This window comes from Curtobacterium sp. NPDC090223, from assembly GCF_044746585.1.
Classification (GTDB): Bacteria; Actinomycetota; Actinomycetes; order Actinomycetales; family Microbacteriaceae; genus Curtobacterium.
Map to the genome: position 1 here is coordinate 54,059 of NZ_JBIVCN010000002.1, position 21,167 is coordinate 75,225.

The 21,167-nt window shown below is 73.2% G+C and carries 21 protein-coding genes; 10 read left to right on the plus strand and 11 right to left on the minus strand.

Translation table 11 applies throughout. The features are described from left to right. Nucleotides 1-180 precede the first annotated feature (180 nt). On the minus strand, nt 181-933 hold the full coding sequence (locus ACIPJY_RS04850) for an SDR family NAD(P)-dependent oxidoreductase (RefSeq protein ID WP_400463061.1): 753 nt from the start codon (nt 931-933) through the stop codon (nt 181-183). Nucleotides 934-1,059: 126 nt separating this feature from the next. Here ACIPJY_RS04850 and ACIPJY_RS04855 point away from each other — a divergent pair, with 126 nt between their 5' ends. Both ACIPJY_RS04855 and ACIPJY_RS04860 read left to right on the plus strand, forming a co-directional pair. Next, nucleotides 1,060-1,509 (plus strand): MarR family winged helix-turn-helix transcriptional regulator, encoded by a 450-nt coding sequence (locus ACIPJY_RS04855; protein ID WP_400463064.1) that lies wholly within the window; start codon nt 1,060-1,062, stop codon nt 1,507-1,509. After that, nucleotides 1,506-2,852: an MFS transporter gene (locus ACIPJY_RS04860; RefSeq protein WP_400463067.1), complete on the plus strand. Its 1,347-nt coding sequence runs from the start codon at nt 1,506-1,508 to the stop codon at nt 2,850-2,852. Before ACIPJY_RS04855 ends, ACIPJY_RS04860 begins: the two co-directional genes overlap by 4 nt. Before the next feature lie 83 nt (nt 2,853-2,935). On the opposite strand, the gene ACIPJY_RS04865 is transcribed toward ACIPJY_RS04860, so the two are convergent. Continuing rightward, a complete protein-coding gene (locus ACIPJY_RS04865) occupies nt 2,936-3,832 on the minus strand; it encodes an alpha-E domain-containing protein (RefSeq protein ID WP_400463070.1) in 897 nt (298 codons plus the stop codon). A gap of 218 nt (nt 3,833-4,050) precedes the next feature. On the opposite strand from ACIPJY_RS04865, the gene ACIPJY_RS04870 reads away from it, so the two are divergent. Continuing rightward, nucleotides 4,051-4,251, plus strand: coding sequence for a hypothetical protein (locus tag ACIPJY_RS04870; protein ID WP_400463073.1), 201 nt, complete (start codon nt 4,051-4,053; stop codon nt 4,249-4,251). On the opposite strand, the gene ACIPJY_RS04875 is transcribed toward ACIPJY_RS04870, so the two are convergent. From ACIPJY_RS04875 to ACIPJY_RS04900, 6 genes are all read right to left on the minus strand, one after another. Beyond that, a complete protein-coding gene (locus ACIPJY_RS04875) occupies nt 4,248-5,174 on the minus strand; it encodes an NAD(P)-dependent oxidoreductase (RefSeq protein ID WP_400463076.1) in 927 nt (308 codons plus the stop codon). The genes ACIPJY_RS04870 and ACIPJY_RS04875 overlap by 4 nt on opposite strands. A gap of 112 nt (nt 5,175-5,286) precedes the next feature. Continuing rightward, nucleotides 5,287-6,198 carry a M23 family metallopeptidase gene (locus tag ACIPJY_RS04880; protein ID WP_400463078.1) on the minus strand — a complete coding sequence of 304 codons (912 nt, stop codon included), beginning with the start codon at nt 6,196-6,198 and terminating at the stop codon, nt 5,287-5,289. 16 nt (nt 6,199-6,214) lie between these two features. Further along, nucleotides 6,215-6,538 carry a hypothetical protein gene (locus tag ACIPJY_RS04885; RefSeq protein WP_400463081.1) on the minus strand — a complete coding sequence of 108 codons (324 nt, stop codon included), beginning with the start codon at nt 6,536-6,538 and terminating at the stop codon, nt 6,215-6,217. A 122-nt stretch (nt 6,539-6,660) separates the two neighbouring features. Further along, nucleotides 6,661-7,389, minus strand: a complete 729-nt coding sequence (locus ACIPJY_RS04890) for a lysophospholipid acyltransferase family protein (protein ID WP_400463842.1) — start codon at nt 7,387-7,389, stop codon at nt 6,661-6,663. A gap of 98 nt (nt 7,390-7,487) precedes the next feature. Then, complete coding sequence (recQ, locus tag ACIPJY_RS04895) at nt 7,488-9,338, minus strand: DNA helicase RecQ (protein ID WP_400463084.1); 1,851 nt, start codon at nt 9,336-9,338, stop codon at nt 7,488-7,490. A 9-nt stretch (nt 9,339-9,347) separates the two neighbouring features. Further along, nucleotides 9,348-10,526 (minus strand): lysostaphin resistance A-like protein, encoded by a 1,179-nt coding sequence (locus tag ACIPJY_RS04900; protein WP_400463087.1) that lies wholly within the window; start codon nt 10,524-10,526, stop codon nt 9,348-9,350. 36 nt (nt 10,527-10,562) lie between these two features. On the opposite strand from ACIPJY_RS04900, the gene ACIPJY_RS04905 reads away from it, so the two are divergent. Further along, nucleotides 10,563-11,537 carry an EamA/RhaT family transporter gene (locus ACIPJY_RS04905; RefSeq protein WP_400463090.1) on the plus strand — a complete coding sequence of 325 codons (975 nt, stop codon included), beginning with the start codon at nt 10,563-10,565 and terminating at the stop codon, nt 11,535-11,537. A 13-nt stretch (nt 11,538-11,550) separates the two neighbouring features. On the opposite strand, the gene ACIPJY_RS04910 is transcribed toward ACIPJY_RS04905, so the two are convergent. Further along, nucleotides 11,551-11,985, minus strand: a complete 435-nt coding sequence (locus ACIPJY_RS04910; RefSeq protein ID WP_400463093.1) for a GNAT family acetyltransferase — start codon at nt 11,983-11,985, stop codon at nt 11,551-11,553. A 679-nt stretch (nt 11,986-12,664) separates the two neighbouring features. Here ACIPJY_RS04910 and ACIPJY_RS04915 point away from each other — a divergent pair. Genes ACIPJY_RS04915 through ACIPJY_RS04930 form a run of 4 tightly spaced genes read left to right on the plus strand, consistent with a single transcriptional unit; the run spans nt 12,665 to nt 15,514 of the window. Then, the gene (locus ACIPJY_RS04915) at nt 12,665-13,528 is read left to right on the plus strand and encodes a conjugal transfer protein (RefSeq protein WP_400463096.1); all 864 of its coding nucleotides are present in this window, start codon (nt 12,665-12,667) and stop codon (nt 13,526-13,528) included. Between the two features lie 41 nt (nt 13,529-13,569). Then, complete coding sequence (locus tag ACIPJY_RS04920; RefSeq protein ID WP_400463099.1) at nt 13,570-14,430, plus strand: FHA domain-containing protein; 861 nt, start codon at nt 13,570-13,572, stop codon at nt 14,428-14,430. A gap of 41 nt (nt 14,431-14,471) precedes the next feature. Next, complete coding sequence (locus tag ACIPJY_RS04925) at nt 14,472-15,335, plus strand: class E sortase (RefSeq protein WP_400463101.1); 864 nt, start codon at nt 14,472-14,474, stop codon at nt 15,333-15,335. Further along, on the plus strand, nt 15,332-15,514 hold the full coding sequence (locus ACIPJY_RS04930; protein ID WP_400463104.1) for a hypothetical protein: 183 nt from the start codon (nt 15,332-15,334) through the stop codon (nt 15,512-15,514). The genes ACIPJY_RS04925 and ACIPJY_RS04930 overlap by 4 nt, the downstream gene beginning before the upstream one ends. Nucleotides 15,515-15,556: 42 nt before the next feature. Here ACIPJY_RS04930 and ACIPJY_RS04935 read toward each other — a convergent pair whose 3' ends face one another. Both ACIPJY_RS04935 and ACIPJY_RS04940 read right to left on the minus strand, forming a co-directional pair. Continuing rightward, a complete protein-coding gene (locus tag ACIPJY_RS04935) occupies nt 15,557-18,559 on the minus strand; it encodes an AAA family ATPase (RefSeq protein ID WP_400463107.1) in 3,003 nt (1,000 codons plus the stop codon). Beyond that, on the minus strand, nt 18,559-19,728 hold the full coding sequence (locus ACIPJY_RS04940; RefSeq protein WP_400463110.1) for an exonuclease SbcCD subunit D: 1,170 nt from the start codon (nt 19,726-19,728) through the stop codon (nt 18,559-18,561). The genes ACIPJY_RS04935 and ACIPJY_RS04940 overlap by 1 nt, the downstream gene beginning before the upstream one ends. A 390-nt stretch (nt 19,729-20,118) precedes the next feature. Between ACIPJY_RS04940 and ACIPJY_RS04945 the strand changes: the two genes are divergently transcribed. Continuing rightward, nucleotides 20,119-20,577, plus strand: coding sequence for a MarR family winged helix-turn-helix transcriptional regulator (locus ACIPJY_RS04945; RefSeq protein WP_400463113.1), 459 nt, complete (start codon nt 20,119-20,121; stop codon nt 20,575-20,577). 22 nt (nt 20,578-20,599) lie between these two features. Beyond that, entirely contained in the window at nt 20,600-21,109 is a 510-nt protein-coding gene (locus ACIPJY_RS04950; RefSeq protein ID WP_400463115.1) for a DinB family protein, read from the plus strand. Nucleotides 21,110-21,167: the final 58 nt, after the last annotated feature.

Sequence of the window (21,167 nt, forward strand, 5' to 3'; positions counted from 1 at the left end):
GCGCGCCCCCCCCCCGGCCCCACCCGCCCCGCCCCCCCCCCCGCCCCCGGGCGCCCCATTCCCCCCCCCCCCCCCCCCCCCCCCGCGGGGGGGGGGGGGGGCCCCCCCCCCCCCCCCCCCCGCGATTCGACCACCGACGCGCGAGACGACCACCCCGCGCGGTACCCGCGCGGCCCCGCCTCAGTGCGCGGAGTAGCCGCCGTCCACCAGGTGGTAGCTGCCCGAGATGAACGAGGCCTTGTCGCTCAGCAGGAAGAGCACGAGCGCAGCGACCTCGGCGTCGGTCCCGAGGCGCTTCGCAGCGTGCTCGGACTCCAGCGCCGCGAGCTCCTCGGCGGACAGCGACGCGCGGACCAGGGGCGTGTCGATGAAGCCGGGGCCGACGGCGTTGGTGCGGACGCCCTGGGCGGTGTACTCGAGCGCCGCGACCTTGGTGAGGCCGACGAGCGCGTGCTTGGACGCCACGTACGCGGCGTTGTTCGCGATGCCGACCGAGCCGAGCACGGAGGCCATGTTCACGATCGCGCCACCACCGGCCGCCAGGATCGCCGGGATCTCGTACCGGAGCCCGTAGAAGACGCCGTCGAGGTCGACCGCACGGACCCGGTCCCACGCGGCGATGTCGTACTCGCCGATCGGCTGCGGAGCCGCACCGATGCCGGCGTTGTTCACGGCCAGGTGCAGCGCACCGTAGGTGTCGACCGCGAACTGCACGGCCTGCTCGTTGTCGGCGGCGACGGCCGAGTTCGCCTCGAACGCGACGGCGGTGCCGCCCGCTTCCTCGATCGCCGAGACGACGCGCTGGGCGCCGTCGAGCTTGATGTCGGTGACGACGACCTTCGCGCCCGCCGTGGCGAGCTCCTTCGCGATGGCCTCACCGATGCCGCTGCCGCCACCGGTGACGATGGCGACCTTGCCCTCGAACTCGGACATTGTGTGCTTCTTCCTACTCGTTGATCGGCAACACCTGTTGTCTACGATCCAGAACCATACACCCGCATGGACAATTCCTGATGGCAACAAGTTCGTTCGCTGAACTAATTTGCTAGGCTAACGACCATGTCCCTGTCCGACACCACTGAACGCGCCGCCCCGCACCCGTCGCTCAGCACCGACTTCCGTGTCGCGGTGAACCGGCTGTCCCGGACGCTCCGTGCGCAGAAGGCCGACTCGAGCGTCAGCGATGCGATGTTCTCCGCGCTGGCGAGGGTGCACCGCGACGGCCCGATGACCCTCGCGGAGCTGAGCCGGAGCGACGGCGTCACCCCGCCCTCCATGACGAAGACCGTCGCAGCACTCGTCGAGCGCGGACTGGTCTCCAAGGGCGGTCACGGCGACGACCGCCGCAAGGTGCTCATCGGTGCGACGCCGGCCGGTGCCGACTTCGTGGTCGAGACCCGCCGTCGCCGTGACGACTGGCTCTCCCCGCGCCTCGCCGCGCTCACACCTGCCGAACGACGCGTCCTCGCCGACGCCACCGAGATCATGAGGAGGCTGGCCCACCAGTGACGGCCATGTTCCGGTCCCTGTCGGGACGCAACTACCGCATCTGGTTCGCGGGCGCCCTGGTGTCGAACGTCGGCACCTGGATGCAGCGGACCGCGCAGGACTGGATCGTCCTGACGCAGCTGACCCACAACGACGCGATCGCCGTCGGCACCACGATGGCCCTGCAGTTCGGGCCGCAGCTGCTCCTGCTCCCCTGGACCGGCCTGGTGGCAGACCGCTTCGACCGGCGGCGCACCCTGATGCTGACGCAGGCGCTCATGGGCATGCTCGGGCTGGGGCTCGGCATCATGGTCGTCACGAACACCGCGACGCTGCTGTCGCTCTACGGTTTCGCGCTCGCCCTCGGCGTCGTCGCCGCGTTCGACACCCCGGTCCGCCAGGCCTTCGTGTCCGACGTGGTCACCGGCGAGCACGTCGCGAACGCCGTGGCACTCAACTCCGCGTCGTTCAACGCCGCACGGCTCATCGGCCCCGCGGTCGCCGGCGTGCTCATCGCCGCGATCGGCTCCGGGTGGGTGTTCATCATCAACGCCGCCTCGTTCGCGGCCGTCCTCGGAGCGCTGAAGTTCGTCGACCCCGAGCAGCTCGCCGAACGGGTCAGGGCCAAGCGCGGCAAGGGCCAGATCATCGCCGGCTTCCAGTACGTCCGCACCCGCCCGGACATCATCGTGGTGCTCTGCATGATCTTCGTCGTCGGCACCTTCGGCGTGAACTTCCCGATCTTCACCTCCACGATGGCCCGCGTCGAGTTCCACAAGGGCGCCGGCGAGTTCGGCCTGCTCAACTCGGTGATGGCGATCGGCTCGGTCCTCGGTGCGCTGCTCTCCGCCCGCCGCGAGCGCCCACGGATGCGCCTGCTCGTCATCGCCAGCGCGGGGTTCGGTCTGGCGTGCACGGCAGCGGCGTTCGCCCCGACGTACTGGACGTTCGCGATCGTCCTGATGTTCGTCGGCCTGGCGTCGCTGACCTTCATGACCACGGCGAACGCCCTCGTCCAGACCACCACCGCACCGGCGATGCGCGGCCGCGTGATGGCGCTCTACATGGCGATCTTCGCGGGCGGTACCCCGATCGGCGCCCCGATCGTCGGCGCCATCGCGGACGCCGCCGGACCACGCTGGGCGATCGGCGTCGGCGCGGCATCCGGCTTCGTCGCGCTCGCGATCGCGCTCGTCTGGCTGATCCGCCACGAGCACTTCCGCGTCCGGTACGACGCCGACAACCTCCTGCACATGGCCGTGACGCACTCGATCCCGGTGGTGGGGACGCGCGCGTCCCGCGCGGAGTTCCGGCAGGACCTGGAACGCGACGAGGCGGTGGCGGACCGGTCCAGCTCGGTCTGAGCCGCCGCCCCACGGACAGGAGGCCCGGTGCCAGGCCGCACCGAGCCTTCGGACCGGTGGGTGGTCCCGTCCGGCGCAGATCGTCAGTGCGTCGGTTCGGCGATCGCGAAGACGCGCTCGTCGAGCGCCTCGGCGACGCGACCCGCCACTGCGGCCAGCCGTCGGCCGGCCGCACGTGCCGCGTCCACGGCCTCCGTCCGCGGGATCGCCTGGAGGGCCCGACGCGCCTCCCGGAGTTCGTCGAGCTCCTCGGTGACCACCGTCGGGGCCACGTCCGCGAGGCACTCCTCGGCGCGCATCGTCAGGAACAGCATCGACCGGGGACTGCGCTCGTCGAGGAGCACGAACGCCGCCGCCTCGGACGCCGGCGCGCCGGGACGGGACTCGCGCTGGAAGGCCTCGCCCGCACCGCAGGCCCGGAGCGCCGTGCTCCAGGACGCCGCGGACGTCGGCTCGAGCAGGTCCGACGCGAGCAGTCGTGCCGTGGCCGCGCAGCGCGCGAGGGACCGGCCGAGCGTGAAGAACTCCCACACCTCGTCCCGGCTCGCGTCCCCCTCGACCACGCCGATCGCCAGCGCGCTGCGCTCCCGCACCCACCCGAGGAACTCGTGCTCCCGGCCGGCGGCGATCTTGCGCGGCATGCGTGACCTGGTCACGTTGAGGCAGTCCCACAGCTCGGTCGACACCACGTCCCGCGCACGGCGGGCGTCGTCACGGGCGACAGCGACCGCGCCGGCGATGGAGGCGGGTTCGTGCCGGTCGAGCGCGAGGGACTCGAGCGTTGCGGCCCGGTCCAGCACGGTCGACGGCCGGACGGCGGCGCCGGCGACCGCGCGGAGCTCGCGTGCCGTCAGGCGTTCCCCGGGGCCCGTCGCGATGTCCGAGCGCGCGAGGTAGACGTCGAGGAGCCGCGCGATCACGTCGGCACGTTCGACCGACGCCCCCACGCGGAACACGCTCCCGGCGAGTCGGCTCAGCACCGCGGCTCCTGCATGTCGGAAACCTACTGACCCCGGATTGCAGCGGTGTTTCCGGGCCGCGTCACCGGTGTTGCGTGCTGCGCGGGGCGTTCGCGTGGTGCTGCCGGCGAGTATCGCGACAACGTGCAGGCGAATGCGCAGCGCGAACCCGCGGGCGGTGTCGCATCCACCACGAGCGCGCACACTGCCGGACGTGCGCGCGAGCGTAGCCTGGGGCCATGACCGAGACGCGGCCGCACGAGCCCGAGGACGACATGCCCCTCGCGGAACTCGATGCGCGCGCCCGGGCCGACGCCGCACTCCGGCGCATCCGGGACGGCGGCGATCCCACGCGAGAGGCCTTCGACCTGGCGAACACGATGAACGACGAGGCGGTCGGTCGGCTCGGTGCTGCCGTCCGCCGGTGGTTCCGCCGCTAGTCGCTGCCGCCCTGGTCCGGCTGGCCGCGGTCCGGCCGGCTGCGTTCCGGTTGGCCGTGGTCCGACCGGCTGCGTTCCGGCTGGAAGACCGTCCCCACCGCAGCGATGTCGTCGCCGCCGTGGCCGGCCGCGCTCGCGTCGGCGTACACCCGCCCGAGGGCGTCGAGGAGTGTCGTGGACACCCCGGCCGACCGTGCGGCGTCGGTGATCAGCCCGATGTCCTTCCGGAGGCCGTCGAGCGCGAACTGCGCCGGGAACTCCCCTGCCAGCAGGGACCCGCCCTTGGTGTGGGCGTACGCGGAGTCGCTCGCGGAGCCGTCGATCGCCTCGAGGAACAGCGCCGGGTCGATGCCGAGCCCCTGCGCGATCGCGAGGGACTGCCCGGTCGCCGCGGTGATCGACGCGATCCAGGCGTTGGCCGCGAGCTTCAGCGCCGTCGCCTGACCGACCCGGTCCCCCACGCGGACGGTCTTCACGCCGATCGCGTCGAGCACCGGGTCGATGCGGTCGAGCGTCTCGCCGGGCCCCGCGGCGAGCATCGTCAGCTTGCCCTGCTCCGCCGGCGCCTTCGTGCCGAGCATCATCGCCTCGACGAGGGTGATGCCGTACTTCGCGGCGATCTGCACCACGATCTCGGTGCCGTCCACCCCGACCGTCGAGCTCTGCACCCACACGGTGTCCTCCGGGGCCTCGCCGGCGGCCTGCTCGAGCACGTCGACCACGGCGTCCGTGTCGAACAGCGTCAGCAGGACCACCTCGGCGTCGGCGACGGCCGCACCGGGATCGTCCGCGACGGTCGCGCCGCGGTCCCCCAGCGGCAGCGCCCGGTCACGACTCCGGTTCCAGACCGTGACCTCGTGTCCCTCGCGGAGCAGCGACTCCGCCACCCCGGCCCCCATCGCTCCCGTACCCAGCACCGTCACGCGCAAGTCCGTCTCCGTCCCGCCGGACGGCACGGTGCCGCCGGCACCTCGGACGGTACGCCGGCGCGGCTCGCCACCGGTCAGCTGCGCCGCGGGCCGGAGGACGGGCGGCTCAGAGCAGGCCGCGGGCGCCGAGCCAGGTCGCCGGATCGACGGGCCGGCCGCCGATGACCACCTCGAAGTGCAGGTGCGACCCGGTCGAGACGCCGGTGCTGCCGACGGCTCCGAGCTGCTCCCCCGCCGCGAGCGACTGTCCCACACGGACGTCGATCCGGGACAGGTGCCCGTAGCGCGTCTGCGTGCCGTCGCCGTGCTGCAGCAGGACCTGCTCGCCGTAGCCACCGAAGACACCGGCCGAGACGACCCGTCCGGACATCGCCGCGACGACCGCGGTCCCCGTCGGAGCGGCGAAGTCGAGGCCCTGGTGATCGGTGGAACACGCCCCGCACCCGCGGACCCAGCGTGCGCCGAAGCCGCCGGCGGTCGGGATCGAACCGGCGACCGGGCGGACGGCCGGCACGGAAGTGCTGCCGACGGGTGCGGCAGCGGCAGCGGTACGGCCGACCGAGAAGCCGTCACGGACCGCCTCGAGGCGAGCCGCGTCGGGAACCGTGAACTCCTGCATGTCGAACGCGACCGCGGAGACGCCGACGGGGCTGGCGCTCGCCGGCTGCGGGGTGGCGACGGTGACGAAGAGGCACGCTGCCACCGCGGTGGCCGTGACCGGGACGGCGCGGGCCGAGTGCACCGCGTCGCCGAGCGCGCGGACCGGCGCCGTGGCCATGCGGGCGAGGAGCACGCCAGTCGCGACGGGGTCCGGCCGGCTGGGGCGCGAGGGACGCAGACTCCGACGGCTCGGGAGCACGGCGGGGACGGGGGTGGGCTCCGGGGCGACGGGGGTGGACACCGTCGCCCCGGGCGACTGTGACGCCGGAGTCGAGGCAGCGGCGAGGGCCGCTGCACGGTTCGCAGCGTCCCGGGCGGCCCCGCGCGGGCGCACCGGGAGTCCGGGGTTCGTCGTCATGGGCTCGCCGGGCGGGTCAGGCGCGGACGATGCCGTCGGCGGCGATCCGGTCGAGCTCCGCCACGACGGCGTCGACGACCGCCCGGGTGATCGCGTCGGCGACTGCTTCGACCAGGGCGAGCTGGTCCGCGCGCACGGCGTGCTCCTGCACCAGGGCCGAGCCGATCCGGGTCAGGATCTCGTCGATGGCCGCGACGAGCGCGGCCGGGACGAACATCGACTGCGCGGGAGCGACCGGAGCGGTCATCGGCGAGGTCGGAGCGGGAGCGAACGTGGCACGGGCAACGGGGTTGCCGTCGTGGTCGCGGGCGATGGAGTCGAAGAGCGGGGTGGAGGACATGCTGCTGACCTTCGGATCTGTGGGCTGATCCGGACCGGTTCGGACGGTCCGGGTGTGCGGGAGCACGTCCACATCCTGCCATCGATATTTCATATGTGCAATAGTGCCGACCAGGCAGCTGCTCAGTCGGGTTCGACGGCCTCGCTCGGGTCGTCACGGTGGAGTGCACGACGGACCCGTTCGACGATCGTCGCCGGCGGGTTGTTGTACGCGTTCGCGGGCTCCTGGCCGCTCATCGCCTGGATCGCCGCCATCACCGCGTCGGTCGCGTGCCGGCGAGCTCGACCGGACGAGGCCTCCCCGAACGACGACAGGTCGATCGGCGTCCCGAACTCGATCGTCACGCGTGCCAGCTTCGGGATCCGGGACCCGACCGGCTGCACGTCCTCGGTGCCGCGGAGCGCGACGGGCACCACGGGAGCGCCACTCGTCAGCGCGAGCCAGGCAACGCCCGTGCGGCCGCGGTAGATCCGGCCGTCGAGGGACCGCGTGCCCTCGGGGTAGATCGCGAACGCCTCGCCTTCCTGCAGGCGGGCGAGCCCGAGGTCGAGCGCGTGCTGCGCCGCGGCCCCGGCGCCGCGCTCGACCCCGATCGCGCCGATGCCGCCGAAGAACGCCCGGGAGACCGCGCCCTTGAAGCCGGTTCCGGTGAAGTACTCCTGCTTGGCGAGGAACGACACCTTCCGCGGCGCCATGATCGTGATCGCCGGGGAGTCGATGAAGGACCGGTGGTTGCTCGCGAGGATCACGGCCCCGCGCTTCGGGACGTTCTTCCGCCCGATGATCTTCGGCCGCCAGACCACCCGCGCGAGCGGTGCCACCACGGCACGTCCGAGCACGGTGGCGAACATCGACGAACCGGACACCTGCTGCCTCCTCGGGGCGGGAGGTACCGAGTGTAGCCACGGCCCGGAGGGGTACATGCCCCGATCGGCATGGACCGGCCAGGTCAGTCGGCTGCTGCCACCACGTCGAGCACGGCGCGCCCGTAGGACTCGAGCTTCGCGGCGCCGACACCCGAGATCTCGGCGAGCTGGTCGGCGTCCGCGGGGCGGACCGCCGCGATGCCGCGCAGTGTGGCGTCGTTGAACACCACGTAGGCCGGGACCCCCTGCTCGCGCGCCTGGGCCGCACGCCATGTTCGGAGCGCCTCGAACAGCCCGAGGGCTTCCTGGGGCATGTCGGACACGACCTGTCGGCGGGACCGGCTGGCGCGCGGGGCCTTCACCGGGTCGCGGCGCATCAGCACCTGGACCCGCCCGGCGAGGACGTCGGCGCTCGTCGGGCTGAGCACGAGGGTGCCGTACCCGTCGCTGGAGACGGCCGCGTACCCCTGCGCCAGGATCTGCCGGGCGACGGTGCGCCACTCGCCCTCGGACAGGTCGGCACCGATGCCGAACGTCGCGAGGGTCTCGTGCTGGAGCTCCTGCACACGCGGCGACGACTTGCCCACCAGGATGTCGACCAGGTGCGCGACGCCGTACCGCTGCCCGCGTTCCCGGTCGAGCCGGACGATGGTCGACAGGAGCTTCTGCGCCGGTACGGTGCCGTCCCACGACTCCGGCGGGGCGATGCACGTGTCGCAGTTGCCGCACGCCGTGGACTCCTGGCCGAAGTACGCGAGCAGGCGGACCCGGCGGCACTCGATCGTCTCGCAGAGCGCGAGCATCGCGTCGAGGTGCGCACTGAGCTGTCGCCGGTGCGCGGCATCACCCTCGGACTGGTCGATCATCCGGCGCTGCTGCACGACGTCGTTCAGCCCGTAGGCGAGCCAGGCCGTCGACGGGGCACCGTCACGTCCGGCACGACCGGTCTCCTGGTAGTAGCCCTCGACCGACTTCGGCAGGTCCAGGTGCGCCACGAAGCGGACGTCGGGCTTGTCGATGCCCATGCCGAACGCGATCGTGGCGACCATGACGATGCCGTCCTCGCGCAGGAAGGTCGACTGGTTGCGTTCCCGCACCCGCACGTCGAGCCCCGCGTGGTACGGCAGCGCCGGGATGCCCTGCTCGGAGAGCGCGGCAGCCGTGCGTTCGACGGAGTTGCGTGACAGGCAGTACACGATGCCCGCGTCGCCCTTGTGCTCGGTGCGGATGAACGTCAGGAGCTGCTGGAGCGCACCGGTCTTGGGTTCGATGCGGTACTGGATGTTCGGCCGGTCGAAGTCCGCGACGAAGTGCGCTGCGTCGTCCAGGCCGAGCCGGGCGGAGATCTCGCGGTGGGTCTGCGGCGTCGCCGTGGCGGTCAGCGCGATCCGCGGCACCGTCGGCCAGCGCTCGTGCAGGACGCTCAGCTCGAGGTAGTCGGGGCGGAAGTCGTGGCCCCACTGGGCCACGCAGTGCGCTTCGTCGATGGCGAAGAGGGCGATGCGCGCGCGGTCGAGCAGCGCGCGGGTGTTCTCGAGCCGCAGTCGTTCGGGTGCGAGGTAGAGCATGTCGACCTCGCCCGAGACGACGGCGCGCTCGACCCGAGCGCGTTCGTCCGGCCCCTGCGTCGAGTTGAGGAAGGCGGCCCGGACACCGTTCGCCGCGAGGGCGTCGACCTGGTCCTGCATGAGGGCGATGAGCGGGGAGACCACGACGCCCACGCCGTCACGGACGAGCGCGGGGACCTGGTAGCAGAGCGACTTGCCGCCGCCGGTGGGCATCAGGACGAGAGCGTCCCCGCCGCTGACGACCCGGTCGATGATCGCGGCCTGTTCACCACGGAAGTCGTCGTAGCCCCAGACCCGGTGCAGCACGTCGAGCGCGGCCGCCCGGGACGGCGTGACGGCCTCGGCAGGTGCCTCGGTGGTGCTCATCCACCCAGCCTACGGGCGACCGGTGACACCACCGGCGTTCTCCACAGTCGCCGGAGCAGCCGCCGGATCGGCCGCCGGACCAGCCGCCGGACCAGCGCCTGCCGGGACGACCCCGGCCATCGCGCCGGAACCGGCCACCCCCTCGGGGCGAGCGGGCGAGTCGACCCAGCCCGAGCCTCCCGGCCGGGTCCAGCGCCTGCCGCCAGCCCAGGCCGGCACCGCACCGCGGAACCGGGGCGCCTCGGCGCCCGGGAACGCGCGGTCGAGCTTCCGCCACGTCGCGAGCAGCTCGACCATCCCCCAGTACGCCAGCGACGTGACGAGCGTGAGCAACCAGCCCTGCCACGAGCCGTTCGAGGAGTCGAGGTCGACCTTCGACCACCCCGGCGCCTGCAGCACGAAGATCATGATGTTGTTGAAGGCGTGCTGGAGCACGGTGGCCTCGAGGCCGCCGGTCCGGAGCACGATGACGGCGGCGACCAGGCCGAACGAACCGACGTCGAGGATGCCCCACACGTTGTAGCCGTTCGGGATGTGCAGGAGTGCGAACACGACGGTCGACACCGCGACGGCGACGACCGAGCCGACGATGCGCCACGGGATCCAGGCGCCGATCGTCTGCATCAGGAAGCCGCGGAAGACGTACTCCTCTGCGGCGCCCTGGAACGGCACGAGCAGGACGACGAGGACGATCGTCGTCGTCAGGGTGCCGAGCGACACCGTCGACTGCCCGATCTCCGCCGTGTTCCAGCCGAAGCCGCCGTCGAACGTGAACATGCCGGCGGACTGGAAGAAGAACATCACCGCCGCGATCACCAGGGTCGGCAGCACGCACCACGCCGCCCACCGCCAGCGGACCCGGAAGCGCACCGAGGACAGCGTGTTCGCCGGACCGATCCGCGCGATCCGCACCGCGAGCAGGATGCCGGGCAGCAGCACCACGAGGGACACCAGCGACAGGCTCAGGATGATCGGGTCCGTCGGGTCGAGCGCGGAGTCCTGCAGGCTGCGCTCCAGGTCGAGCAGCCCGTCTTCCCCCTGCGTCGCACCGATCGGCACGAAGTACGCCACGGTGATCAGGACCTGCGACACCAGGTACCACCCGGCGAGGAACGCGAGGGCGACGAGCGGGCGCCACCAGCGCCAGCGGCCGTCGACGCGGAAGAGACGGTGGTAGGGAACGCTCACGCAGCGCAGGTTACCGGGCGGGGCAGGATGGGACCCGTGCTCACCGTCCTGCTCGGCCTCAGCGGCGCGCTGGTCTACGGGTTCGCGGACTTCCTGGGCGGCCTGGCGTCCCGGCGGATCCGACCGGTGACCGTGGCCGCGATCGGCGCCGCCGTCGGCATCGCGCCGCTGCTCGTCGGGCTCGTCGTGGTCGGTGGACGGTTCTCGTGGTCGGCCACGGTCTGGGGCGCACTCGGCGGGCTGTCCGGTGCCGTCGCCGTCCTGCTGCTCTACGCGGCTCTCGCGATCGGGCCGATGAGCGTGCTCTCCCCGCTCACGGCCGTGTTCGCCGCCGTCGTGCCCGTGCTCGTCGCGGTGCTGGGCGGCACCGTGCTGCCGCCCGTGGCGATCGGCGCGCTCGTGGTCGCGGTGGTCGCGGTGGTGCTCGTCGCCTCCGTGCGGGACACCGGCGGCGCGCGGCTCACGGCGCGCGGGGTGGCCGCGGCGGCCGTCGCCGGGTGCGGGTTCGGCGGGATCGTGCTCGCGTTCAACGAGACGCCGGCCGACTCCGGGGTCGCGCCCCTCGTGGTGGCGAGGGTCCTGCAGGCGGTGCTGCTCGGTGCGGCGGCACTGGTGTGGTCGCGGCTCGCCGCTGCTCGGACAGGAGGCTCGGCAGACCCCGCCCCGCCGGTGCCGGCAGGTGCGGTTCTCGGCTCCGAGGCCGCTGGCGGCTCCGCCCTTCGGGTCGCTGACGGCTCGGTCCGTCGGGTCGCTGGCGGCTCCGTCCGGCGGGTCGCATCGGTGATCGTCGCGTGCGGGGTGCTCGACGCCCTGGCGAACGTCTTCATCCAGGCCGGGCTGCACTCGAGCACGGACCCGTCGACGCTCCCGGTGATGAGCGTGCTCAACGCGCTCTACCCGATCGGCACGGTGGTGCTGGCCGGCGTGGTGCTCCGCGAACGCCTCACCGTGCTGCAGGCCGTCGGCATCGGGCTGGCGCTCGTCGCGTCCGTGGCGCTCGCCCTGGCGTGAGGCGCCGCGTGGGTCAGGCGTCCGGGATGAGGCGCTTGCCCAGCGACACCGTGTGGTCATCCGCGTAGCCGAGGGACTCGTAGAACCCGATGACGCGCTCGTTCCCGGCACGCACCTGCAGGTTGAGCTTCGGGCAGCCGAGGTCCGTCAGGAGCCGTTCGAACTCGGTCATGAACGTCCGGCCGAGGCCGGAGCCCTGCAGGTCCGGCCGCACCGCGAGGTAGTTCACCCAGCCCCGGTGCCCGTCGAACCCCGCCATGCCCGCCGCGACGATGGCGCCGTCGTCGTCCGGGTCGGTCGCGACGAGGAACAGCTCGGGCTGTACGGTCAGCTTCCGCGCGATGTCCCTGCGCGGGTCGTTCCACGGACGGACCAGGCCGCAGGACTCCCAGAGGGCGACGACCGCCTCGGTGTCGGCGGGGGTGAAGGTCCGGATCGTGAAGGCCATCGCGTCATCCTAGAGAACCCATGGCGTCACGCATCCGCATGTGATATTTTAATACTCTTCCGGTATCCCGATCCGAGGAGTTCCCTTGCCCGAAGCACTTCTCTCGCGCCGCGAACTGCGCGAGCGCAGGAACGCGGCCGATCGACTCGCCGCGGCCCAGGACGCGTCGGCATCGGTGGCTGCTCCGGCGGTGACTGCTCCGGCGGTGGCACCTCCTCCGGTACCTCCAGCTCCGTCCGCCTGGTCGCGAGCGGCTCCCGACCGTGCCTCGGTGCACCCGGCGCCGGACGCCCCGGCGGTACCCCGCGGGCCGTGGGCGCGCCCTGCCGTCACGGACGCTGCCGCGGTCCCGGCCGCGCCGGCGCCGTTCTCCGTTCCGACCCCTGCGCCCGTCCCGGCATCCGCTTCCGCTCCCGCTCCTGTCCCGGGCCCCACGCCGGCTCCCGCCTCTGCTCGTGTCCCCGCCCTCGCTCCCGTCCCCGCGCCGAACCCGGAACCGGACCCCACTCCCGCTCCCGCGCTGAACCCGGAACCCACTCCCGCTCCCGCTCCCGCTCCCGAAACGGATCCCGCTCCCGCGTCGACTCCGGCTCCGACGCCGGCGCCCGTCGGACCGGAACGTGGCCGCGCGGCACGGACGTCCTCCCCGCGGGCACTCGGCGCCTCGGGATCGGCGCTCGTGGCCGTCGCCCGGGACGTCATCGGCCTCGGATCCCGTGGTGGGCGCCGTGGATGGACCAGGACCATCCAGGTCCTCATCGCCGCCGCGACCATCGTCACGATCGTCGTCGGTGTGCGATCGATGTTCCTCCCCACCGCCGCCGTGAGCGCCCCCGCTTCGGCGACCTTCCCCCAGGCGATCGCCGCGTCGACCGCGGAGCAGTTCGCCGAGACCTACTTCACGTGGGACCAGGACGACCCCGCGCCCAGGGCCGCAGCGATCGCGACGCTCGTCGTCGCGGGTCTGAGCGACCAGGTCGGCTGGGACGGCGAGGGCCGGTCGAGCGCGGGCACCGCCCGCGCCGCCGGGTTCTCCTACGTCGACGCCGCGAACGCGATCGTGACGGTCGTGGTCCCCGTGACCTCGTACGTCGACGGCAAGCCGGGCACCCCCGAGACGATGTCGCTCGCGGTCCCGGTCACGGTCATCGGCGCGCGGGTGTGGGTGTCGGCGCTGCCGGCCTCCGTCGGCGTCCCGACGAGCGCCCCCACCGTCCCCACGCCCTCGGCGCCCACGCCGGACCAGGCGGCCACGGCGGCATCGCGTTCGGCCGTCGCGCAGTACTTCTCGGCCCTCGACGCCGGCGACGTGCCGCTCTCCGACCAGGGGAACCGGTCGACCGGCCTCGACGGGGCGCTGACGTTCCGAGCACTCACCGGCTGGCAGGTCGACCGGTCGGGGGGCGACCGCAAGACCGGGTGGGCCACGGTCCGCTGGCAGACCGCCGGCGGCGCCACGATCGAGCAGCAGTACCGCCTCGTCGTCACCGACGACTCCGGCTGGCGCGTCCGCTCCGCCACCGCAGCGGTCCGATCCGCATGACGCCGAACCCCGACTCCCCCCACCGACGATCAGGACCCCATATGCCTCTCACCAACACCCGTTCCGTCACGGTACGCAGCCACATCGCGACCAGCGGCACCCTCGCACTCACCCACGACGGCCACACCGAGACCTCCACCCACCCGACGACCGAACAGGCCCGCGAAGCGGCGATCGAGACGGTCGTCCTGATGGCCCAGGTGGCCGGTGCGCCCGTGCACCTGCAGACCAGCGGCGCCGAGGGCGACTGGGACCTCGAGGTCGCGGCGAACGGCGCCGTACGGATCCTCCCGGAGGCGCCGGGCGCTCCCGAGAGCGAGCCCACCGACCACACCGACGCCGCTCCGGACGATGCAGCAGCGGAGCCGGAGACCGCGCAGGACGTCGACGTCGATCCCGACCTGGCAGCAGCAGCGGAAGCGCTCCCCGTGACGACCGACACCATCGTGATCCCCCCGGTGCCGCGGTCCGCACCCCCCACGACTCCGATGACACCGACACCTCCGGTCCGGACGCTCCCGCGGACCGACGTCCTGGAACAGTCGGAGGACGTCCTCGAGCACACGGTGCTCACCCGCCGTCGGAGTGCTCCGCGCCACCGCGCCAAGCTCTACACGAGCCTCGGGACGACCATCGCCGTCAGCGGGGAGGGACACCTCGGCCGCGCACCGATCGGCCACGAGAACGGCGTGCGGTTCCCGGATCCCACCCGCAGCGTGTCGAACGCCCACATCCGGTTCACGGTCGATGCCGTCGGCATGTCGATCGAGGACCTCGGCTCTGCGAACGGCACGTCGGTGACCGTCGACGGCTCCGAGCGGACGTGCCATCCTGGTGTCGTGGTCCGCGCTCCGCGCGGCGCACGCGTCGACATCGGCGACCAGTTCTTCGTCGTGGTCTAGCACGTCGTGTCACCGCACCACTCCACAGATCAGGAGCCTTCGTGAGCGAGCCGCCCCGGACCGGCGACCAGACCCCGGACGCCGTCGGGTGGCTCCGTGAAGCCACCACGGAGCGCACGCCCCTCGAGGACACCCCGCCGACCCGGCGTCGTGACCGGACGGCACGACCACAACGACCGCGCCAGACCGTCGGCGGTGCGATCGTCTCCCTGATCGCCGAGCTCCTCATCATCGCCGGGGCCCTCACCGGGCTCTACGTGCTCTGGACGGCGTGGTGGACGGACGTCGTCGCGGTGAACGGCCAGACCGCGCTCGTGCAGGACCTGGGGCAGCAGAAGGCCGGCGCCGGCAACGGCACCGAGCACCGCGGCACGGCCCCCGTCCTGGCGGAGCCGCCGAACGTCACCGACGTCTTCGGGACGATGCAGATCCCGCGCTTCGGCGCCGACTACAACCGGCCGATCGGTGAGGGCACCGACCGCGAGAAGGTGCTCAACACGATCGGGCTCGGCCACTACCAGGACACCGCGATGCCCGGAGCACCGGGCAACTTCGCCGTCGCCGGACACCGTGTGACCTACGGCAAGCCGCTCAACCAGATCGCCGAACTGAAGACCGACGACGCGATCGTCGTCCGTGTCACCGACAAGAAGACCGACTTCGACGTCTGGTACGTCTACAAGGTCACCGACAGCCAGATCGTCACCCCCGAGCACGTCGAGACGATCGCGCCGGTGCCGAACAAGCCCGGGGTCGAACCGACCGCGAGCGACCGGTGGCTGACGCTCACCGCGTGCCACCCGATGTGGTCCGCGAAGGAGCGGTACGTCACGCACGCCAAGCTCGACTACTGGATGCCCGTGTCCGAGGGCACCCCGAAGGAACTCACGGAGACCGCACAGTGATCTTCCCGTTCGTCTGGCGGATCCTGCCGGGTCCGACCGCACTCAAGGTGCTCGAGCTGCTGGTGCTCCTCGCAGCGATCGTGTTCGTGCTGTTCACGTGGGTGTTCCCGTGGGTCGCCGCGGACATCCTCCCGCCGCCGGACGGCACCGTCGACACCTCGGCGACACCGACGCCCTGACGACGGCGGGGCAGCGGTCGCCGCCGCGGGAGCGGACGGGCGTCAGACCGTCGTGGTCACCCGGGAGCCGCCGCCCGGGGCCCGGCGAACCGCGATCCGCTCCGGGATGCGCTGCTTCAGTTCCTCGACGTGGCTGACGATCCCGACCTGACGCCCGCCCGCAGTCAGGCGCGCGAGCTGGCCGATGACGTCGTCGAGGGTCTCCGGGTCGAGCGTGCCGAAGCCCTCGTCGACGAAGAGCGTGCCGAGCGATACCCCGCCGGCCTCGGCCTGGACGACGTCCGCGAGCCCGAGCGCCAGGCACAGCGAGAACGTGAAGGTCTCGCCGCCGGACAGGCTCCTGGGGTCGCGGGTGGTGTCGGTCGTGTGGTCGCGCACCGCGAGCGCGAGCCCGGTACGGCGGGTTCGGACGCCGGACTCGCGCTCGTCGGAGGTCTCGAGCGTGAAGCGCCCACCGAGCATCGCGCCGAGCCGGTCGTTGGCCGCGGCGACGACGTCCTCGAAGCGGCGCATCAGCACGTAGGTGCCGAGGGTGATCCCGGTCGGGTTCTGCCCGGGAGCAGCTGCCGCGATGTCGGCGAGCCGGACGACGGCACGGCTGCGCGCCGAGGTCGATTCGCGGGCGGCGACCGCACGGGTGACGTCGGCGGCGCAGCGCTCCGTCGCGCCGGCCCGGTCCTCCGCGCTGACCGCGGCCCGGGTGGCGTCGTCGAGTGCGGCGGCGGTGCGGGTCTTCTCGGCGCGGGCGCCGGGCAGGTCGAGCGCTTCGGCGTCGTCGTCGGCAGCAGCGACCACCGACGGTTCGGCGAGCCCGGCGTCGACGACGGCGCGTTCCCGGTCGGCGTCGTCGACCTCGGCCCGCAGTCGGGCCGTCTCCGCCGGTCCGAGCTGCGCCGCGCGTGCCGCCGTGACGTCCGGGAAGTCCTGGTCGGCGACGATCCGCGCGACCTCGGTCCCCCGTTCGTCCGCGGCGGCGGTGGCCGCGCGTGCTCGTTCCACGGCGTCGGCCACGGCACCGAGTTCCGCGATGCGGCGGTCGAGCGCGGTGACGGCCGCGGGGAGGTCGTCCGGCACCGTGGGACCGTCGAGCTCCGCGGCGAGCGACGCCAGGGCGGCCCGCACGGAGTCGCTGTCCTGCTCGAGCCGCTGCTGGTCCGCGGCGCTGGTCGCGAGGAGGACCTGGCACCGGGCGTCGACGTCGTTGCGGTCCCGCTCGAGCGCGCGGGTGGCGTCGTCGTGGGCGGCACGGTCGCGTTCGCGCTCCGCGACGGTGGTGGCCGCCGTCCGCGCGGCGCGGAGCCGTGCGGTCGCCGCGGTGTCACGACGTTCGAGGTCCGCCGCCGACACCGGTCCGAGCACGCCCGTCAGGCGGTCGCGCTCGGCACGCTCGAGGGCCAGGTCGGTCGCGGCCTCGGCGAGGACCGCGTCGGCCTGACGGGCGGCCGCGGCGGCCTCGGCGATCTGCGCCGGCGTCGGGTGGTCGTCCTGCGGTGACGCCACCGCGGGGTGCTCGACCGCGCCGCAGACCGGGCACGGGTCCCCGGGGGTCAGCGCGGCACCGAGCTCGCCCGCGAGTCCGGCGATGCGGCGCTCCCGGAGGTGCTGCTCGGCGGTCAGTGCGGCCGTGGCGGCGGTCCGGGCGCGGACCACTGCGGCTTCGGCGTCGGCGGCCCGTGCGCGGACGGCATCGAGTTCGGTTGCGGCCCGCCGGAGGTCCTGCACGGCGTCGGATTCGCGCTGTGCGTCGGCGGCGTCGCCCGCTGCCTCGGCTGCGGCGCGTGCTGCCTCGACGATCTGCGCGCGTTCCGCCGGGCGACGGCCGAGTTCGGCATCGAGTTCGGAGCGTCGCTCGCGCAGCCGTTCGGCCGCTGCCAGGGCGTCGTCGAGCGCGGCACGGCGTGCCGGGAGTGACTCGGCGACGGGGACGAGGTGCCGCACCGCACCGACGGCGTCGACGAGGTGGCTCCGCGTGCCGGCGGTGTCGTCGTCGTCGGCCACGCCGTGCCGCTCGCGCAGGGCGTCGCGTTCTCGCTCGGCGTCGGCGGCGCGGACCCGGGCGGCGTCGAGGCCGTCGGCCACCGCAGCGACCCGGGCAGCGCGCTCCGCGACGGCGAGCCGGGCGCGGGCCGCGGCGACGGCCGCTGCCTGGTCGTCGAGGACGGCGGCTCGGCGGAGCAGTGCGGCTCGGCGGTCGAGTGCGGCGAGCCGCAGCCCGACGGCCTGCTCGTGGTCGGCCGCGAGTTGCGCCGCGACCGCGGCGTCGGCGCGGGTGTGCGCTGCGGCGTCGGCGGCCGAGCGGAGTTCGTGGACCACCGCGGCGACGTCCGGCTCGTCGGTGTCTCCGCCCGTGTCGGCGGCCGTCTCGGCGCGTCCCGAGGCCTCGGCGAACCGGGCGAGGGCGTCACGCACGCGGGCGTCGGCGGCGTCGACCTCAGTGGCGGCCGCGCGGCGCCGGGCAGCGAGTTCGTCGGCGGTGCGGTCGTAGATCTCGGTGCCGAAGAGGGACTGCAGGAGCTTCCGGCGGTCTTCGCCCGGCGACTTCAGGAACCGTGCGAACTCACCCTGCGGGAGCACCACCGTCTGCAGGAACTGGGCGCGGTCGAGGCCGACGATGCGCGCGATCTCGGCACCGACTTCTTGTGCGCGGGCGGACACCGGTTCACCCGCCGGGTCGTTCGGGGCCGCGAGCCGGGAGAGCTGGGCGGACGACTGCTGCCGCACGGTGCCGGTGCCCCGCTGCTTCGGTCGGTCGTACTGCGGTGTGCGCCGCACCCGGAACACGCCGGCACCGGTCTCGAACACCAGCTCGACGAAGGGCTCGACGGTGGGGTCGGCGTGCTGGCTGTGCAGCCGGTCGCTGCTGGCGTCGGCGCCCGCGAGCCCGCCGTACAGTGCGAAGACGACGGCGTCGATGATGGTCGACTTGCCGGAGCCGGTGGGGCCTTCGAGCAGGAACACCCCGGAGGCGGCGAGCGCGGCGAAGTCGATCGTGACGAGTTCCGGGTAGGGCCCGATGGCGCGGAGTTCCAGGTGGTGCAGGTACATCAGCGCGCGGCCCCGTCCTGATCCGAGAGCACGGCGGCGGCGGCTTCGTAGGCTTCGCGGAGGACGGCGAGTTCGTCGGCCGACGGTGCGCCACCGGTGGCGAACGTCACGAAGTCGGCTGCGACCTCGACCGGGTCGGACGTGGCGGTGACCGCGCGGCTGGTCGTCCGTGCCGGGGCGTCTGCCGGCTCGTGGGTGACGGCGACGGCGTGCGGGAAGCGGGCCTTGACGCGCGCGTACATCCGCTCGGGGTGGACGGTGTCCGTCACGGCGACGCGCACCCAGGACTCGGCGTGGCGGGCGTGTTCCCCGGACTCGATGGCGTCGATGCCGTCGCGGACGTCGACGAGGGGGCGCGGGACGGGCGTCGGCAGGAGCTCGACGGCGACCGCCCCGGCCGCGTCGAGGTCCACCAGGGTCACCGACTTCGTGTGGTTCCGCTCGCCGAAGGAGAACGCCAGCGGTGATCCCGCGTACCGGATCCGCTCGGAGTCGCCGACACGCTGCGGGCCGTGCAGGTGCCCGAGGGCGACGTAGTCGATGCCGGCGAACGCGGACTCGGCGACGCGGTCGACACCGCCGACGCGGATGTCCTGCTCGCTGTCGCTCGGCTCCGCGCCGCCGACGAAGGCGTGTGCGACGACGACGCTGCGCGTGCCCGGTCGGCGGGCGAGGTCGGCGCGGATGCGGTCCATCGCGGCACCGACCACCGCCTGGTGCGATCGGGCGAGCGGCTCGTCCGGCACGGCGGCGAGGGCGTACCGCACCATGTCGGGCTGCAGGTAGGGGATGCCGTAGACGGCGACCGGACCGGCCGGGTCGTCGACGAGCACGGGGTCGTCGACGCGGGTCGGTTCGGCGAGGATCCGGACGCGCTCGTTCATGACCCCGGACCCGAACCCCAGGCGGGCGGCGGAGTCGTGGTTGCCGGGTGTGACCACGACCGTGGCGACGGCGGCGAGCCGTTCGAGCACGGTGGAGAGCATGCGGACGGCGTCGACCGGCGGGATCGCGCGGTCGTAGACGTCACCGGCGATCACCACGAGGTCGACCGAACGCTGCACCACGACGCCGACGAGGTGGTCGAGGAAGGCGGCCTGGTGCTCGAGCAGATCGGCGCCGAGCAGGGTGCGGCCCAGGTGCCAGTCACCGGTGTGCAGGATGCGCATGTCCGTCACGGTAGCGCCGTCCACGGACATCCCCGGACACCGCGCGGCCAGCTGTGGACAACCCGGACCGAGTCCATGCCGGCGCCGTCCACCGGGCCGGTGCCGGTGTCGGTGTCGGTGTCGGTGTCGGTGTCGGTGTCGGGACGAGTTGCGCACAAGCCGTGCGATGCCCCACTGCTGGGGGTACCTCGATGAGTGAGATACTTGTTCAATGAGCAGTACGGCGGCATCCGGTGTCGCCTCGCCGATCGTGCCCGCGATCACCACCCGAAGAGAGCACGCCCGATGACGGACACCCGCATCACAGCAGTCCCGGACGCCACCGTCGCGCCCGCGACCCCCCCGGCACCCGCATCCCCCCTCGACGCGCCAGGCGGCGTTGCCGATGGCGTGGAGGACTCCGACCTCGGTCGCCTGATGACCGCGTTCCGGATCATGCAGACGCAGCACGCGCGCGTCCTCAACCACGAGAGCGTCGCCCGGGGACTCAACCCGACGGACAGCCGGTTCGTGTTCTTCCTCGCCGCAGCGGACGGCGCCGGCGTCACCCCGAAGCAGGCCAGCGAGTACCTCGAGCTCTCCACGGGCGCGATGACGTCGCTCATCGACCGGCTCGAGAAGCGCGCGCACATCGAGCGCCGTCCGAACCCGGACGACCGCCGCAGCATCCTGCTGCACCTCACCGCGTCGGGTGAGGCCGTCGCCGAGCAGATCGGCGCGGTGTACTCCGCCGCCTTCCGCGAGGTCGTGGCCCCCGACGAGCGGCGGCGGATCGGCGACGCGTTCGCGCGGATCGGCGAGGCACTCGGGCGTCGCTCCGGCGAGTCCACGGCGCACACCCGGGCCTAGGACGGCGCGTACGGTCGGGGGCATGACCCCCAGCGACCTCCTCATCGAAGCGTTCTCCCGCGTGCCGGACACCGTCGGACGTGCCCTCGACGGGCTCTCCGAGGACCAGCTCGCGTCCCGTCCGGCGGCCGGCGCGAACACCCTCGCCTGGCTCGCGTGGCACATCGCACGCGGCCAGGACGCCCAGATCGCCGACCTCGCGGGCACCGAGCAGGTGTGGACCGCGGACGGCTGGTACGACCGGTTCGGCCTGCCGTTCCCGCCCGAGGCCCTCGGCTACGGCATGTCCCGCGACGACGTCGGCCGCGTCCGCGCCTCCGCCGCGCTGCTGAACGACTACCTCGGCGCGGTGCACGCGCGCACGGTCGAGTACCTCGGCACGCTCGGTCCGGAGGACCTCGACCCCGTCGTCGACGACGCGTGGGACCCGCCGGTCACCGCCGGCGCACGACTCGTGAGCATCCTGGACGACTGCGTCCAGCACGCCGGTCAGGCCGGGTACGCGCGCGGGTTGCTGTTCTTCAACCGCTGACGCGGAACCGGCCGGGAGGCCCGGGTCGACTCCGCCAGGCACCGGCGAGTCCACGAGA